Below are 14,151 nucleotides of genomic sequence, written 5' to 3' on the forward strand. Positions count from 1 at the left end.
CTCTAGGCCGAGGGTTCCCACCCCGGCGGCGCCATTTCGAAGCTCGCAAACTCGAAGCCGGGCGCAACCGTGCAGCCGACCAGCGTGAAGCGGCCGAGCGGCTCCGCGGCCTGCCAGGCATCCGCCGGCACCACGCCCTGCGGACGCTCGCCCTTCGCCAGATCGATGCCGAGCGTCACGGTTTCGACCGTCCTGCCGTCGGAAATCCTGAGCAGCAGCGGATCGCCCGCATGAAAATGCCAGACCTCCGCCGCATCGCGCACTCGGTGCCAATGCGACCGCTCGCCTGCCTGCAGCAGGTAATAGATCGCCGTCGAGTGGGCGCGCGCGCCGTCGCGATCGTCCCGGAAGGTTTCGACATACCAGCCGCCTTCGGGGTGGCGCTGCATGCCGAGCGCTTCGATGATCTCCTCGGCTTCCATTCAGAAATTGTCCTTGCGCTTGCGGATCTCGGCGAAGACCTCTTCGTTCGTCCTGCTTTCCATCAGCAGGTTGCGGCGAATGGCGGGATCGGCGGCGCGCAGGAAGGGATTGGTTTCCTTCTCCAGGCCCATCGTCGTCGGAATGGTGAACCTGCCGGCGGCGCGGGCCTCTTCGATCTCCTTCGCGCGGGCCTGCAGCCGCTCGTTGTCCGGATCGATGCTCAGCGCGAACCTTGCGTTGGAAAGCGTGTATTCGTGGCCGAAATAGACGGCCGTCTCGTCCGGAAGCACGGCGAGCTTCTGCAGCGAATGCCACATATCGGCAGCCGGGCGTTCGAAGATGCGGCCGCAGCCGAGCGCGAAGAGCGTGTCGGCCGCAAAGAGGATCTTGTCGTCCGGGAAATGGTAGCAGATGTGACCAGCGGTATGGCCGGGCGTCTCGATGACGCGCACGAGGTGTTCGCCGAACTGGAATTCGTCTCCGTCCGCCATGGTCTTGTCGAGGCCGGGGATCGCCACCGCCTCGTTGAACGGGCCGATGATGTCCAGGCCGAATTTTTCCTTGAGCGCCAGGTTGGCTTCCACATGGTCGGTGTGGTGATGGGTCGTGAAGATATGGGTGATCTTCCAGCCGCGGCGGGCGGCGGCCTCGACGATCGGCTTTTCCTCCGGCGCGTCGATCGAAGCCGTCAGCCCGCTCTCCGGATCGTGCACGAGGACACCGTAATTATCGCTTCGGCATGAAAAAACTTCGAGTTCCAGTGGTTTCATACGATCGCCCCTATTGCTCAAATCGCTTTGCGGGACAATGTAGAGACTGCGTTCCCGAAGTCCAACCACTGCCTGACAGCAATTTTCAGATGTCCGCCGATATCGTCGATCTCCGCGAATTCTATCACTCGCCTCTCGGCCATTTCGCCGAGCAGTCGATCGCGATGGCGCTGTCCGCGCTCTGGGCGCGGCTGCCGGAGGAGAGGCTGATGGGCCTCGGTTACGTCGTGCCTTATCTCGACCGCTTCCGTGCCGATACGGAACGCACCTTCGCCTTCATGCCGGCGGGGCAGGGGGCGGTGAACTGGCCGGTCGGCGAACTCTCTTCGACAGCCCTGGTCTTCGACGAGGAGCTGCCGCTGCCGGACAGTTCCATCGACCGCGTGCTGATGGTGCATTCGCTGGAATTCGCGGAAAACCCGCGCGAGACGCTGAAGGAGCTCTGGCGCGTGCTCGCGCCCGGCGGACGGCTCGTCATCGTGGTGCCGAACCGGCGCGGCGTCTGGGCGCGCATGGAGCACACGCCCTTCGGCTCCGGCCGGCCCTATTCGCGCGGCCAGCTCACCTCGCTTCTGCGGGAGACGAATTTCACGCCGGGTGCGAGCGCCGAAGCGCTGTTCTTCCCGCCTTCCAAGATCCGCGCGGTCCTGAAGCTGCGGCATGTCTTCGAGCGCCTGGGCCGGCGCTTCTGGCCGGTCTTTTCCGGCGTCATCGTGCTTGAAGCCCAGAAGCGCCTCTATCAGGGTCTGCCGGTCGCGGCGCGTGCCTCGCGCCGCGTCTTCGTGCCCGTGCTGGCGCCGCAGGGCGTGCCGACCACGCGGGTGCGGCCCTAACCATCCCCCGCTTGCAGGAGAGGGGCCAGGGTGAGAGGCAAACGGGTAAAGCACATACTCGACAAAGGCCGATTTCGGCTTTAATGCCACTTAAATCACCCGCCAGTCCGGCATTTCCGCAAAGGTTGATCCGATGAGCATCGTCACGAGTGAGCCCGTTCCGCGTCCAGGCATTCTGGATATCGCCGCCTATGTACCCGGCAAGGAACATGCTCCGGGCGTCGCTCGCGTCTTCAAGCTCTCCTCCAACGAAACGCCGCTCGGGCCGAGCCCGAAGGCGATCGAAGCCTTCAGGCATGGCGCCGAGCACCTTGAACTCTATCCGGACGGTCAGGCGCTGGCGCTGCGCGAGGCGATCGCCTCCGTGCACGGCCTCAATGTCGCGAACATCATGTGCGGCAACGGTTCGGACGAATTGCTCGGCCTGCTCTGCCACGTCTATCTCGGCCAGGGCGACGAGGCGATCATCACCGAGCACGGTTTTCTCGTCTACAAGATCCAGATCATGGGGGCGGGTGCCGCGCCGGTCGAGGTGAAGGAGAAGGACTGCGCGGTCGATGTCGACGCGATTCTCGCCGCGGTGACGGAGAAGACCAAGATGGTCTTCATCGCCAACCCGGGCAATCCGACGGGCACCTACGTGCCGGTCGCGGATATCCGCCGCCTGCATGCCGGCCTGCCGAAGCACGTCATCCTCGTGCTCGATGCGGCCTATGCGGAATATGTCCGCAGGAACGATTACGAAGCCGGGCTCGAACTCGTCTCTTCGAACCGCAACGTCGTGATGACCCGTACCTTCTCGAAGGTCTACGGCCTTGCGGCGCTGCGCATCGGCTGGATGTACGGTCCGGCCGGCATTCTCGACGCGCTGAACCGGGTGCGCGGCCCGTTCAACATGAATGCGCCGGCGATCGCCGCGGGCGCGGCCGCGATCCGCGATCAGGCCTTCGTCGAGAAGGCGGTCGAGCACAACACGCTCTGGCTCGACAAGCTCACCCATGCCTTTCAGGCGATCGGCCTCAAGGTCACCCCGTCGGTCACCAATTTCATCCTCATCCACTTCCCGGATGTGGAGGGCAAGCGCGCGCCGGAGGCGGATGCCTTTCTCACGAGCCGCGGTTATATCCTGCGCGCCGTGAAGGGCTATGGCTTCCCGAACGCGCTGCGCATGACGGTCGGTTCGGAGGAAGCCAATCGCGGCGTCATCGAGGCGCTCGGCGAATTCATGGGTAGAAGCGCATGACCAAGCCGCATTTCGACCGGATCGCGCTGATCGGCATCGGCCTCATCGGGTCGTCGATCGCGCGGGACGTCAAGGAGCTGGGGCTCGCCGGCGAGGTGGTGATTTCCACCCGCAGCCCCGAGACCTTGAAGCGCGCCGAGGAACTGGGGCTCGGCGATCGCTACGTGGCCTCCGCATCGGAAGCGGTCAGGGATGCCGATCTCGTCATCGTCTCCGTGCCGGTCGGTGCTTCGGAAGCGGTTGCCAGGCAGATCGCCGGCAACCTCAAACCCGGCGCCATCGTCACCGATGTCGGCTCGACCAAGGCATCCGTCATCGCGCAGATGGCGCCGCATATGCCGGAAAACGTGCATTTCATTCCCGGCCATCCGTTGGCGGGCACGGAGAAGTCCGGGCCGGATGCGGGCTTCGCCGGCCTCTTCCGCGACCGCTGGTGCATATTCACGCCGCTGCCGGACACCGATCAGGCCGCCCTCGACAGGCTCAAGGCCTTCTGGACGGCGCTCGGCTCGCGCATCGACGAGATGGACCCGCAGCACCACGACAAGGTGCTGGCGATCGTCTCACACCTGCCGCATATCATCGCCTACAACATCGTCGGCACGGCGGACGATCTGGAGACGGTGACGGAATCGGAAGTCATCAAATATTCCGCCTCCGGCTTCCGCGATTTCACGCGCCTTGCAGCCTCCGATCCCACCATGTGGCGCGACGTCTGCCTGCACAACAAGGATGCGATCCTGGAAATGCTGGCGCGGTTTTCGGAAGATCTCGCCTATCTGCAGCGGGCGATCCGCTGGGGCGAGGGCGACAAGCTCTTCGAGCTCTTCACGCGTACCCGCGCCGTCCGCCGCTCGATCATCGAGGCCGGCCAGGATGTCGACGCGCCGGACTTCGGCCGCCACGCGCTGGACAAGAAATAACCTGTCAGATCGGCGGGATTTCACCGATCGGAATGAAGCCGCCGGCAAGGACCTTGCCGCGGTTGATGGTGAGGTCGATCGAGGCGTTGCTGCCGCCGCCGAGCGCTGAGAGCATCCGGGCGACGGTTTCGAGCATCGGCGCGATGTCCGGGAAGGCCTCGCCCAGGCTGTTGCGCCAGGCGTCGATCTGCTCGATCCTGAGCTTCAGTTTGCCCGAGAGATAGCCCCGCTCGTCGAAGGAGAAGGGGCCCGAAACGGTGATCAGCCGGCCCTCGCCGAGATCGGCGGAAAGGCTGCGCATCTCGCCCCTGGTGCCGTAGAGAACGAGCCCGTTCGGATCGGAGCCGTCGATCATTCCGGCGCGGCCTGCAAGCGTCACGTCGACATTGGCGGTTAGCCGGGGCAGAAGCCGCGGCATATCCCGCATCGTCATGTCGGTGCCTTCCAGCGCCATGGCCGCATCGAGATCGCTGCCGTTCTGCCTGAGATGGATTTCCGTATGGTCGGCGCTGATGTCGAAGGTCTCGCCCGTCGCGGACGATGCGACGCTGGTCTTGGAGTTCTCGATGACCACCGACGTGCGCTCGACGCCCTTGAGTTTGGTGATGAGGCTCGACTGGAAATTCTCCCAGGCGGACGAGACCGTCAGGCCATGGCCGGTGCGGATCTCGACCGGTGAATCGAGCTCCCAGACGATATGGCCTGGATCGTAGACCTGCGCGGCGGAGCGAAGGGCGCCGAAGGTGGCGGAAATGCCGTTCACCCGGTCGTCGACGGCGACTTTCGAGCAGAACAGGCCGATCCGGAAGGGATAGCCGCGATAGTCCGCGTCGTCGCACTGGGCGGAAATGCCGTCCCGTTCGTGGCTGCCGAGCTGGGCCAGCGTCCGTTCGCGCAGCGTCGAGGCGGCATAGAACCAGCCGGCGGTGTAAAGCGCGATCACCAGCACGACGCCGGTGGCGAGGAGCCATAATTTTCTTGTGACACCGCTTCGGCTTGACGCTGCCATGATGTTCTCCAATGGTGCTTCGAATTTCGAATACGACGTGGCGTGGGATATGGACGAATTTTGGGTGTTTGGCTACGGGTCGCTGATGTGGAATCCGGGTTTTGCGTTTGAGGAGAGACGACCCGCGCGCGCCTTCGGTTTTCGCCGTTCCCTCTGCGTATGGTCCTATGTGCATCGCGGCACGCCGGAACATCCCGGCCTCGTGCTCGGGCTCGACCGGGGCGGCTCCTGCCGCGGCGTCGCGTTCCGGGTGAGCGAGGAGAACCGCGAGGACGTGCTCGATTACCTGCGCCGCCGCGAACTCGTCACCAATGTCTACAAGGAGAAGATCCTGCCCGTTTCGCTGGGCGACGGGCGGCAGGTGAGGGCGGTCGGCTACATCGTCGACCGCCGGCACGTGCAATATGCCGGTGCGCTCGGCATCGAGGACGCAGCCGAGATCGTGCGCACCTCGTCCGGCCAATCCGGTCCGAACGACGCCTATGTCTTCAACACGCTCTCGCATCTGAAGGAGATGGGCATCCGCGATCTCTGGCTGGAGGGCGTCGGCGTATCCGTTTCGGCACGCCTTCAGGCGGCCGTCTGAGCCTTCAATTCCGCCAGGCGCTTCACTGCCGTTGGCGGCAGCGGCAGGTGCGGGTTGGCCTCGACGGTTTCGACGAGCAGCCTGTCGCTTTCCCGCTCCATCGTTTCGACCAGATGGGCGTAGAAGGCATCCGGATCCATGCCGGGCGCGATCGGCGGCAGGATGCGCACCTTGAAGTGGCCCGGATGCTTGATCAGCTTGCGCCTTCCCCAGAACAGGCCCCAATGGGCCACGACCGGCACGACGGGCACCTGCACGTCGCGATAGATGCGGGCGATGCCGTATCGGTATTGCGGTTCGGCACCCGGCGGGCGGCGCGTGCCTTCGGGATAGATGATGAGCTGGCGCCCGTTCGCCATCTCCTCCTGGGTGCGCTGCATGACCTCGACCATGACCTTGCCGCGGGCGCCGCGGTTGACGGGGATCATCTTCTGCTTTGCGGCATACCAGCCGAACAGCGGAATCCACATCAGCTCGCGCTTCAGGATGTAGACCGGATCCCGCTGGTAGGGGAGCAGTGCGAACGTATCCCATGCGGACTGGTGCTTGGGTGCGAAGATGCAGCCGCCTTCCGGAATATTCTCCATGCCCTCGATCTCGAAGCTTGCGCCGACGATCTTCGAGACCAGCCAGTTGTTCGAGGCGGCCCAGGCCTTGGGTATCCGGTAGGCTTCCTTGCGCGGCTGCACGAAATAGATCGGGCTCAGCACGATCATGCGGACGATGAGATTCGTATAGAAAGCGACGTTGAAAAGAACCGAACGCAAGAGCAGCATGAAGCGGAATTCCTTATGGACAGGCGTTGCCTACACGAGATCGCCGCCTGAAAAAAGCGTCCGGCATGGTGGAGGCGCAAGAATTCAGGATGCGGGCCTTGCCGCCGTTTTGGTATCGTTGCCCGTGCGCAGGCCGGTGCCCCGCTCGATGCCGACCCAGTCGCGCAGGGTGGCGAGCACGACCTTTCCGTATTCGGCCAGCATGGTGCGCAGCACGTCCGGATCGGCGAACCAGGCCTTGCGGGTGAGATCGGAGTTGATCACGGGATAGGCAATGAACTCGGTCACCGGATCGGCGCGGCGCAGCTCGTGAAGGCTGCGCAGCATGTGGTAGTTGTTGGTCACGACCAGCACGGATTTGTAGCCGTGATCGTGGATCCAGCGGGTGATCTCGTTGGCATTGCCGATCGTGTCGATGGCGTCGTAGCCGATATCCACGCAGCAGGCGAAGAGGTCCGGCGAGGCCTGGGTCACCTTGCGGATCTGATTGGGCGTGGTGGAGGGATGCGCGCCGGAGATCAGCAGCCGCTGCCCGGCTCCGTCGCGCAGGAGACCGAGGGCCTGCTCGATGCGCAGATAGCCGCCGGTCAGCACGACGATCGCGTCGGCCTTCACGCCGTCCGGCGCCTTGAGCGAGGTGACGGCATTGGCGAACCACAGAAAGCCGCCGAAAAGCAGGGCGATGCAGAGGACGCCGGCCATGATGACGCGGCGCGCGATCCAGCGCAGCCGGCCCTGTCGCGAGAACAGCCCCCTGGGGGGCTGCGGCTTGCGATCCGCTCCATCGTCGGGTGTCATCTGGGCCGGTGTCATGACTGTCCATAGCCGGAGATTCGTGGCGAGAACAGGGCCAACCTATCGGGTCAAAGGGCCCGGTTCAAGAAGCGGGCAGCCCGTCCGAGCGCGCGGGATCGGCGCGGATGAGATCGATTTCGTCGATCGTGCGCATGACGGTGAATCGGGCGGTCAGCGTCGTCAGCAGCGCGATGACGATCATCGTGGCGAGGATGCCGAGATAGCCGGTGACGCCGATGGTGAAGGAGCCGAAAAGCGCGGTCGCCTGGTCGCTCTCCGGCGTCGCCAGAGAATTGGCCTGCCAGATGTTGGCGACGGCGAACAGGGCCGCCGTCAGCGCCCCCCCGGCGGCCGAACCCTTGATGCTGATCTTCAAAAAGTGCTTCTGGAATTCGCTTGCCACGAAGGAGCTCTCCGCGCCGACGAAATGCAGCACCTCGACGATATGGCGGTTGCCGGAAAGCGCGCCGCGCGTCGCGAAGATGACGGTCAGGATCATCGCGGTGAACACGAGGACCAGCACACCCGTGCCGATCAGCACCGTCGTATGCGCCATGGAAACCAGGCGGTCCACCCAGGTGCGGTGATCGTCCAGGAAGGCCTGCGGGATTTCCGTCTTCAGGAGATCGCGCATGGCCGCGAAATCCGGCGGGTTCTGCTCGTCGATCGTGACGATGACGAGGCGCGGCACGGGAAGATCGTCGAGGTTCAGCCCGGCGCCGAGCCAGGGTTCCAGAAGCCGGGCCGTCGCATCCTCGTCCATGATCGTGCCTTCGCGCGTGCCCACGAAGGTGAGCGCCAGATCGCGGGCCTTTCTCAGCGCCGCCTCCATGTCGAGCCCGTCGTCGGGCTTGATCTGGATGGTGATCTCGCGGGAAATCTGGCTTTGCCAGCTTGCGGCCGTCGCTCTCACCATGGTGACCGCGCCGAGCGTCAGGCAGGCGAGGAAGGCCATGATGGCGATCACCACCATCAGCGCATTGCCCTGGATGTTGGAGGGCGGCAGGATCGGCGCCGTCGGCCGCACCCGCATCTCGGCGCGGCGCTGCTGCTGGGCCGGCTCCGCCGGCTGCGGTTCAGCGCCCGCCCTCTGCCTCTTTGCCGCCTTCAGGATTTTCGGGCTGAGCTCATTCATAGATATCGAGCCGCCCTTCGGTTAGGATCATCCGCCGGGCATCCACCTGATCCATCAACGCCAGGTCATGGGTGGCGATCACGACGGCCGTGCCGAGCCGGTTGAGTTCCAGGAAGAGGCTGAGGAGCCGCCGCGCCATCGGCGGATCGACGTTGCCGGTCGGCTCGTCGGCGAGCAGGATTTCCGGCCGGTCCATCAAGGCCCTGGCGATCGCGGCGCGCTGCTTCTCGCCGCCCGACAGGACCGGCGGCAGCACGTTGATGCGCTCGCCGAGCCCGACCCATTTCAGAAGCTCGATCACGTCGTTGCGATAGGAGCCTTCCTCCTTGCCGCGGACCCTCAGCGGCAGCGCCACGTTCTCATAGGTGGTCAGATGGTCGAGCAGGCGGAAATCCTGGAAGACGATGCCGACGCGCCGGCGCAGCATGGGCAGTTCGGCGCGCGGGATCTGCGAAAGGTCGCGCCCGAACATGTGGATGATGCCGCGGGTCGGGTGCAGCGACAGGAAGAGCAGGCGCAAAAGCGTCGTCTTTCCGGCGCCCGACGGTCCCGTCAGGAACTGGAACGACCGCTTCGGGATGTCGAAGGTCATGTCCCGGAGAATCTCCGGTCCCATCCCGTAGCGCAGGCCGACGTTTTCGAAATGAATCAACGGATGACCCAATCCTCACTCTTCAAACTTTTTGGTGCTCGTTATCTCTTAACGACCCGGGTAAACGAAGGGTTAAATCACGCGCGGAAATGGGCTAATTTCGGGCCGTATTTGCAAAGCGTTAACCATCTGAATTTACAACTGAGCGGGATTCGTTTCAATGCCCGCTACCCCTCAACACCGGGGAAAACGGGCCGAAGAGGGCCCCATGAGCACGTTCCGCAACGAGCAGGGCAGGACGGTCATCCGCATGGACATCCTGCCGCCGGACGCTGCCGGCCGAACCAGGCGTGCCTTCCAGCCGCGCGGCGAAGTGGTCGACGCCCAGTTCGTCACCGTCCGGGAAACCTCCCGGCGCGGACCGTCGCCGCGCTTCGGCAACGACAACCGCCGCAAGCCCATGCCGCCGCTGGCCGTGAAACAGCCGTTCCCGGCGCGGATCGTCGCCGCCGGCGAGCGTGCCCTGGGGCGTCTTTCCGCCGATTTCTTCTCGGCGGTCGTGGCCGTCGTCTTCGTCGTGGTCTTCGGTCTTGCGGGTGGTTTCTCCTTTCTGTTCGCCGGTTCGGAAACGGCCGAGGCAGGTCCTCCCCTCGACATTACCCATGTCACGATGACCCCGCAGGATGCCAACGGCATGCGCGTGCTCCTGATCAACGGCATCGTCGAAAACCGCAGCGAAGAGAGCCTCGCCATGCCGTCGATCCGCGCGGACCTGGTGTCCGGCGAAGCGCTAGTGGCGAGCACGCTGATCTCGCCGCCGGTCTCCGCCATCGCGGGCGGCCAGAGCCGCGGTTTCTCAGCGCGCGTGCCGCATCCTGGTGGAAAACTGCCGGACCTTCGCCTTTCGCTCGCCGAGCGCGGTGCCTGAAGCTTTCTCTTTCGTGTGCGTTTGTGCTATCGGAGCGCTTTAACGGACACGGAGAACCTCATGCCCGTCGTACGCGGCAAGAACATTGAGCCGCTTTACACCGCCGAACAGATCGCCGAGCGCAACCGGGCCATGGCCGCGGACATCGCCGCCGGCCCGACCAAGGATCTGCTCGTCATCGCGATCCTCAAGGGCTCGTTCATCTTCGCCGCCGACCTGTTGCGCGCGCTGCATGACGTGGGGCTGGCGCCGGAGGTGGAGTTCATCACGCTTTCGAGCTACGGCGCCGGCACGGTCTCTCAGGGCGTGCGCATCGTCAAGGACATCGACAGCGACGTGAAGGATCGCGACGTGCTGCTGATCGACGACATCCTCGAATCCGGCCGCACGCTGAAATTCGCCAAGGAGATGCTTTACGAGCGCGGCGCCCGCCACGTCTCGATCGCCGTGCTGCTCGACAAGCGGGTGAAGCGGCAGGAAGCGCTGGAGGCGGATTACGTCGGCTTCGAATGTCCGGACTATTTCGTGGTCGGCTACGGCATGGACGTGGCTTACGCCTTCCGCGAACTGCCTTTCGTCGGCGTCGTCACCGGCGACGCCTGATCCTGCTTGAGAAGGTGTTAACCATTCCGGCCCTGCGGGCCCCGGTGTTTACTCCTCGACAAGGAAAGTCTGGTGATTTGCTCCCGATATGAAACACAACAGGGAGCGACAAGCGCCATGGCAAAGATCCTGATCACCGAAGACGAGGATTCGCTCCGCAGCTTCGTTGCACGGGCGCTCCAGCTCGACGGCCATGAGATATGCGAGGCGGGCGACGGCGCCGAAGGCCTGGAAAAACTGAGCCAGGGGCCTTTCGATCTGCTTCTTTCCGATATCCGCATGCCGGTCATGGACGGCATCGAGCTCGCCCATCAGGCTTCCGCGAAATTCCCGGGCCTCAAGATCTTGCTGATGACCGGCTATGCCGAACAGCGCGAGCGCGCCGACGACCTCTCGGCCAAGATCGTCGACGTGGTTCAGAAGCCTTTCGCGCTTCCCGATATCCGCAGGGCCGTGGCCTCGGCCTTGGCAGCCTGAGGGCTGGCGCGGCGTGGGGGTAGGAATTTGGCATGGCAAAATCCCTCGGTGCTAAGCTTAACTTTCAGCTACCGCGGGGCGCCGAGAAGCCACCCTGATCGTCATGCACGGGTTTGTCCGAGCAGCTGCAATGGGTTGCCATGATTGACGTGTGGTAGATCCTCGGCACAAGGCCGAGGATGACGCAGGAGACGATCGGCTGCTTCCCTCCTTGCCCCGGCGGAGCCAAATCATGGATTGCAGGTGAGGGGATATCGTGCAGCCTTCAACCGCCTACCGTATATCCAGCAGCCGTTCCAGATACTGCCGTTCGGCTTCGCCCGAGAGTGCGTTGCCCAGCCGTTCACGGATGGCTTCGAGAATTTCGCGGGCCCGCTGAACGTCGATTTCGTCCGGCACCTTCACCTGGTCGCCGAAATCCGGGCCTGACGTGGCGCGCGGCCGGCCGAGCGGATCGCGTCCGTTCTGGCCGCCCTGCGATGCCATGCCTTCGCCGGGGCCGCGATCCTGGCCTTGGCCCTGTTGGCCCTGCTGCATGGCCTGCATCATCTGCTGCATCATGTTCTGGGCGCCCTGGCGCAACGCGTTGAGCGCGTTGCCCTGGCCCTGTACGGCCTGCTCGCCCTGGCCTTCGCCAAGCGCCCGGCCGGCATTGCCCATCTCGCGCTGAGCCTCGCCGAAGCCTTCGCCGGGCTGCATGCCGAGACCTTTCAGGCCTTGCTGCAGTTCTTCGAGCTTCTTGCCGAGACCCTCCTGCTGGGCGCGCAGGTTCCTCAGCGCCTCGCGCAGCTGCTCGGCCGTCATCTGATCGGTATTCTGCTGGCCGCCTTGCTGACCCTGTTGGCCCTGCTGCCCTTGTTGACCCTGCTGTTGCTGGCCCTGCTGCTGCTGGCCTTGTTGTTGCCCCTGCTGGCCCTGATCGTAGGGCTGCTGGCTCGGGTCGCCGCGCTGCATGCGGTCGCGCAGCGCCTGGTCGAGCTGGAAGGTCTGATCCATCAGCCGCTGCTGTTCCTGCATGATCTCGCCGAGCTTGTCGATCTGCTGGCGCATCTGGCTGTTCTGCTGCTGGCCCTGCTGGCCGCGCTGCATGCGGCCGGCCTGCAGGTTGTTCATCATCCGCTGCATTTCGGAGAGAAGCTGCTGGGCGGCATCGCGATTGCCGGAGCGGGCCAGGTTTTCGATCTGGTCCATCATGTTCTGCAGGTCGCGCTGGCGGATGACGTTCTCGGCCTGCATGTTGTTCGGCGCCTGCGGGGCGTTCTGCATCCGCTGGGCGAGCTCGTTCATGAACTGCTGCATCGCGTCGCGCAGTTCCTGCATCAGCCGGGCGATCTCCTCGTCGGAGGCGTTGTTCTCCAGGGCGTCGGCCAGATTGCGCTGGGCGTCGCGCAGCCGGCGTTCGGCGAGCGACAGATCGCCGTCCTCGATGCCGAGCGCGATTTCCCAGAGATAATCGGCCGTATCCTTGAGCTGTTCCTCGGTGCGGGAAAGCTTCATGCGCTCCAGCGCCGAGCGGATCAGCAGGAAATGGCTGAGGTTGGGAATGGTTTCGTCGGGGCGGATCGCCAGCGCTTCGTTGAGCGCGATCGCTTTCGGCATCTGGCGGGTGTCGAGCGCGAAGACCTGCCGTTCCTCGGCTACGGCCGCGGCAAGCGGCTCGGAGAAACCGCGCGACGGCAGCACGATCTCATGGCTCGGGCTGCGGCCCGTCTGGCCGGCGCCGTCCTTGGCGACGAGGGTGATCCTCACGCGCTTGCCGGCGAGCGGATGTTCGACGAGGTTGCGGCTCGTCAGTCCCTTGACCTCCCGGCCGTTCTGGCGCGGCAGGTCGAGCCGGTAATCCGGCGGCGGATAGAGCGGGGTGGCGCCGGCATCCTGCTGCTCCACGGGTTCGATCAGCGCATGGGCTTCGCGGATGCCGTAATCGTCCTTGCCGGTGAAGCCGATCTCCAGCGCGCCGTTGACGGAACGCCGCGGCTGGCCGTCGAAGGCGATTTCCGGCGGACGGTCGGGGATGACGTTGAAGGCCCAGGTCTGTCCGTTCACGGTCAGGCTGCCGCTCTCGGCGACGTTGAGCGCATAGGTTCGCGGGGGCAGCGGTTGATTGGCCGGCTGGTTCGGCTGCGGCGCCGCCGGCTGGGCCGGCGCCTGTTGCGCAGCCTGCCCGCCATTCTGCGGCTGCCCGTTCTGCTGCTGCTTGGCGGCCGCTTCCGCCGCCTTCTTGGCTTCCTCGGTGATCAGCGTCACCGTGTCTCCGCCGGTTTCCGGTGCGAAAACCACGTCCTCGCCGCCTTCTCCGCCGGTGACGCGCACGGTGAGCGCGGAATTCTGCGGAATGGAGACGGTGTTCGCGTTGGGGTTCGCCTCGCGGCCGGTCAGGAAGATCGGGGCCCGGCCGGTATAGGAAGGCGGGGTCAGCCAGGCGTCGATGCGCAGGTCCGGATTGATGCTCGGCGCAGGCGGCGCGGCGCGGAAGGCATCGGCCGGCGAGCCGCCGCCGTTCGAGAAGGAATAGCCGAGCGCGACGACGAAGACGAGCGCCGGGATGGCGCGCAGCGCGAAGCGGTCGTGCCTGGCGATATCGGGCTGCGGCATGCCGGCATCGAGCGCGGCGATGCGCTCGGCCATGCGGATCTGGTGTTCCTTCCACAGCGCCCGGGAGAAGGGCGTTTCGAAGGCCGGCTCGTCCTCCTGCACCGCGACAGGCTGGTGGGGCAGGTTGTTGCGGTCTTCGAGAAGCCGATCGGCCTCTTCCGCCGCCGGCCAGCGCAGCCGGCCGAAGGGAAGGATCGAATAGACGAAGGCAAAGGCGAAGCCGCCGAGCAAAACCCAGCGCACCCAGTCCGGCGCGATGCGGAAAATCCCGAACCAGGCGACCGACAGGAAGAGCGCCGCGATCCCCAGCGGAGCGAGCAGCAGCGGCAAAATCCGCTCGAAAAACAGGACGATCCGCGCGAAGGAGCGCTTCAGCGCGACTCGGCGCGCAAGCACAGGATGCGATTCGAAGGCACCTTTGCGGGTGAAGCTCATGCGGTCCGTCTCCAGTCGTGGCGGCGCA

Annotated in this window: 15 protein-coding genes; 7 read left to right on the forward strand and 8 right to left on the reverse strand. The window is 64.9% G+C overall.

The features are described from left to right. Window positions 1-2: 2 nt before the first annotated feature. Both QTA58_RS11595 and gloB read right to left on the reverse strand, forming a co-directional pair. Window positions 3-422 (reverse strand): cupin domain-containing protein, encoded by a 420-nt coding sequence (locus QTA58_RS11595; protein WP_289672920.1) that lies wholly within the window; start codon window positions 420-422, stop codon window positions 3-5. Next, window positions 423-1,193 carry a hydroxyacylglutathione hydrolase gene (gloB, locus tag QTA58_RS11600; protein ID WP_085419605.1) on the reverse strand — a complete coding sequence of 257 codons (771 nt, stop codon included), beginning with the start codon at window positions 1,191-1,193 and terminating at the stop codon, window positions 423-425. An 89-nt stretch (window positions 1,194-1,282) separates the two neighbouring features. Here gloB and QTA58_RS11605 point away from each other — a divergent pair, with 89 nt between their 5' ends. The 3 genes from QTA58_RS11605 (at window position 1,283) to QTA58_RS11615 (ending at window position 4,192) form a co-directional block, all read left to right on the forward strand. Further along, on the forward strand, window positions 1,283-2,026 hold the full coding sequence (locus tag QTA58_RS11605) for a class I SAM-dependent methyltransferase (protein WP_289672922.1): 744 nt from the start codon (window positions 1,283-1,285) through the stop codon (window positions 2,024-2,026). Window positions 2,027-2,159: 133 nt separating this feature from the next. Continuing rightward, window positions 2,160-3,269: a histidinol-phosphate transaminase gene (gene hisC, locus QTA58_RS11610; protein ID WP_289672923.1), complete on the forward strand. Its 1,110-nt coding sequence runs from the start codon at window positions 2,160-2,162 to the stop codon at window positions 3,267-3,269. Further along, window positions 3,266-4,192: a prephenate/arogenate dehydrogenase family protein gene (locus QTA58_RS11615; RefSeq protein WP_289672925.1), complete on the forward strand. Its 927-nt coding sequence runs from the start codon at window positions 3,266-3,268 to the stop codon at window positions 4,190-4,192. The genes hisC and QTA58_RS11615 overlap by 4 nt, the downstream gene beginning before the upstream one ends. 4 nt (window positions 4,193-4,196) lie before the next feature. Here the strand turns inward: QTA58_RS11615 and QTA58_RS11620 are convergent, their stop codons facing one another. Beyond that, window positions 4,197-5,201 (reverse strand): DUF2125 domain-containing protein, encoded by a 1,005-nt coding sequence (locus QTA58_RS11620; protein ID WP_289672927.1) that lies wholly within the window; start codon window positions 5,199-5,201, stop codon window positions 4,197-4,199. 1 nt (window position 5,202) lies between these two features. On the opposite strand from QTA58_RS11620, the gene QTA58_RS11625 reads away from it, so the two are divergent. Then, entirely contained in the window at window positions 5,203-5,787 is a 585-nt protein-coding gene (locus QTA58_RS11625) for a gamma-glutamylcyclotransferase (RefSeq protein ID WP_289673138.1), read from the forward strand. On the opposite strand, the gene QTA58_RS11630 is transcribed toward QTA58_RS11625, so the two are convergent. From QTA58_RS11630 to ftsE, 4 genes are all read right to left on the reverse strand, one after another. Further along, window positions 5,772-6,563, reverse strand: coding sequence for a 1-acyl-sn-glycerol-3-phosphate acyltransferase (locus tag QTA58_RS11630; RefSeq protein ID WP_085419599.1), 792 nt, complete (start codon window positions 6,561-6,563; stop codon window positions 5,772-5,774). The genes QTA58_RS11625 and QTA58_RS11630 overlap by 16 nt on opposite strands. A gap of 84 nt (window positions 6,564-6,647) precedes the next feature. Continuing rightward, complete coding sequence (locus QTA58_RS11635; RefSeq protein ID WP_289672928.1) at window positions 6,648-7,361, reverse strand: YdcF family protein; 714 nt, start codon at window positions 7,359-7,361, stop codon at window positions 6,648-6,650. 79 nt (window positions 7,362-7,440) lie between these two features. Then, the gene (locus tag QTA58_RS11640) at window positions 7,441-8,391 is read right to left on the reverse strand and encodes an ABC transporter permease (RefSeq protein ID WP_289673140.1); all 951 of its coding nucleotides are present in this window, start codon (window positions 8,389-8,391) and stop codon (window positions 7,441-7,443) included. A gap of 94 nt (window positions 8,392-8,485) precedes the next feature. After that, window positions 8,486-9,145, reverse strand: coding sequence for a cell division ATP-binding protein FtsE (gene ftsE / locus QTA58_RS11645; RefSeq protein WP_085419597.1), 660 nt, complete (start codon window positions 9,143-9,145; stop codon window positions 8,486-8,488). A gap of 208 nt (window positions 9,146-9,353) precedes the next feature. On the opposite strand from ftsE, the gene QTA58_RS11650 reads away from it, so the two are divergent. The 3 genes from QTA58_RS11650 to QTA58_RS11660 all read left to right on the forward strand — a co-directional run bounded on the left by QTA58_RS11650 (window position 9,354) and on the right by QTA58_RS11660 (window position 11,093). After that, window positions 9,354-10,013: a hypothetical protein gene (locus QTA58_RS11650; protein ID WP_289672929.1), complete on the forward strand. Its 660-nt coding sequence runs from the start codon at window positions 9,354-9,356 to the stop codon at window positions 10,011-10,013. 60 nt (window positions 10,014-10,073) lie between these two features. Beyond that, window positions 10,074-10,616, forward strand: coding sequence for a hypoxanthine phosphoribosyltransferase (gene hpt / locus QTA58_RS11655; protein WP_085419595.1), 543 nt, complete (start codon window positions 10,074-10,076; stop codon window positions 10,614-10,616). A gap of 117 nt (window positions 10,617-10,733) precedes the next feature. Then, on the forward strand, window positions 10,734-11,093 hold the full coding sequence (locus tag QTA58_RS11660) for a response regulator (RefSeq protein WP_289672930.1): 360 nt from the start codon (window positions 10,734-10,736) through the stop codon (window positions 11,091-11,093). 273 nt (window positions 11,094-11,366) lie between these two features. Here the strand turns inward: QTA58_RS11660 and QTA58_RS11665 are convergent, their stop codons facing one another. Beyond that, window positions 11,367-14,123: a TIGR02302 family protein gene (locus tag QTA58_RS11665; protein WP_289672931.1), complete on the reverse strand. Its 2,757-nt coding sequence runs from the start codon at window positions 14,121-14,123 to the stop codon at window positions 11,367-11,369. Between the last annotated feature and the right edge of the window lie 28 nt (window positions 14,124-14,151).

The sequence above is a fragment of the Neorhizobium sp. CSC1952 genome (assembly GCF_030378245.1).
Lineage (GTDB): Bacteria > Pseudomonadota > Alphaproteobacteria > Rhizobiales > Rhizobiaceae > Neorhizobium > Neorhizobium oryzae_A.

Bases quoted from the DNA above. Each gene is read 5' to 3' on its own strand.
- QTA58_RS11640 (WP_289673140.1), bottom strand. From the start codon at position 8,391: ATGCGGGTGCGGCCGACGGCGCCGATCCTGCCGCCCTCCAACATCCAG.
- QTA58_RS11660 (WP_289672930.1), top strand. From the start codon at position 10,734: ATGGCAAAGATCCTGATCACCGAAGACGAGGATTCGCTCCGCAGCTTC.
- QTA58_RS11605 (WP_289672922.1), top strand. From the start codon at position 1,283: ATGTCCGCCGATATCGTCGATCTCCGCGAATTCTATCACTCGCCTCTC.
- QTA58_RS11595 (WP_289672920.1), bottom strand. From the start codon at position 422: ATGGAAGCCGAGGAGATCATCGAAGCGCTCGGCATGCAGCGCCACCCC.
- QTA58_RS11630 (WP_085419599.1), bottom strand. From the start codon at position 6,563: ATGCTGCTCTTGCGTTCGGTTCTTTTCAACGTCGCTTTCTATACGAAT.
- QTA58_RS11625 (WP_289673138.1), top strand. From the start codon at position 5,203: ATGTTCTCCAATGGTGCTTCGAATTTCGAATACGACGTGGCGTGGGAT.
- QTA58_RS11615 (WP_289672925.1), top strand. From the start codon at position 3,266: ATGACCAAGCCGCATTTCGACCGGATCGCGCTGATCGGCATCGGCCTC.
- QTA58_RS11650 (WP_289672929.1), top strand. From the start codon at position 9,354: ATGAGCACGTTCCGCAACGAGCAGGGCAGGACGGTCATCCGCATGGAC.
- gloB (WP_085419605.1), bottom strand. From the start codon at position 1,193: ATGAAACCACTGGAACTCGAAGTTTTTTCATGCCGAAGCGATAATTAC.
- QTA58_RS11620 (WP_289672927.1), bottom strand. From the start codon at position 5,201: ATGGCAGCGTCAAGCCGAAGCGGTGTCACAAGAAAATTATGGCTCCTC.
- QTA58_RS11665 (WP_289672931.1), bottom strand. From the start codon at position 14,123: ATGAGCTTCACCCGCAAAGGTGCCTTCGAATCGCATCCTGTGCTTGCG.
- hisC (WP_289672923.1), top strand. From the start codon at position 2,160: ATGAGCATCGTCACGAGTGAGCCCGTTCCGCGTCCAGGCATTCTGGAT.
- hpt (WP_085419595.1), top strand. From the start codon at position 10,074: ATGCCCGTCGTACGCGGCAAGAACATTGAGCCGCTTTACACCGCCGAA.
- QTA58_RS11635 (WP_289672928.1), bottom strand. From the start codon at position 7,361: ATGACACCCGACGATGGAGCGGATCGCAAGCCGCAGCCCCCCAGGGGG.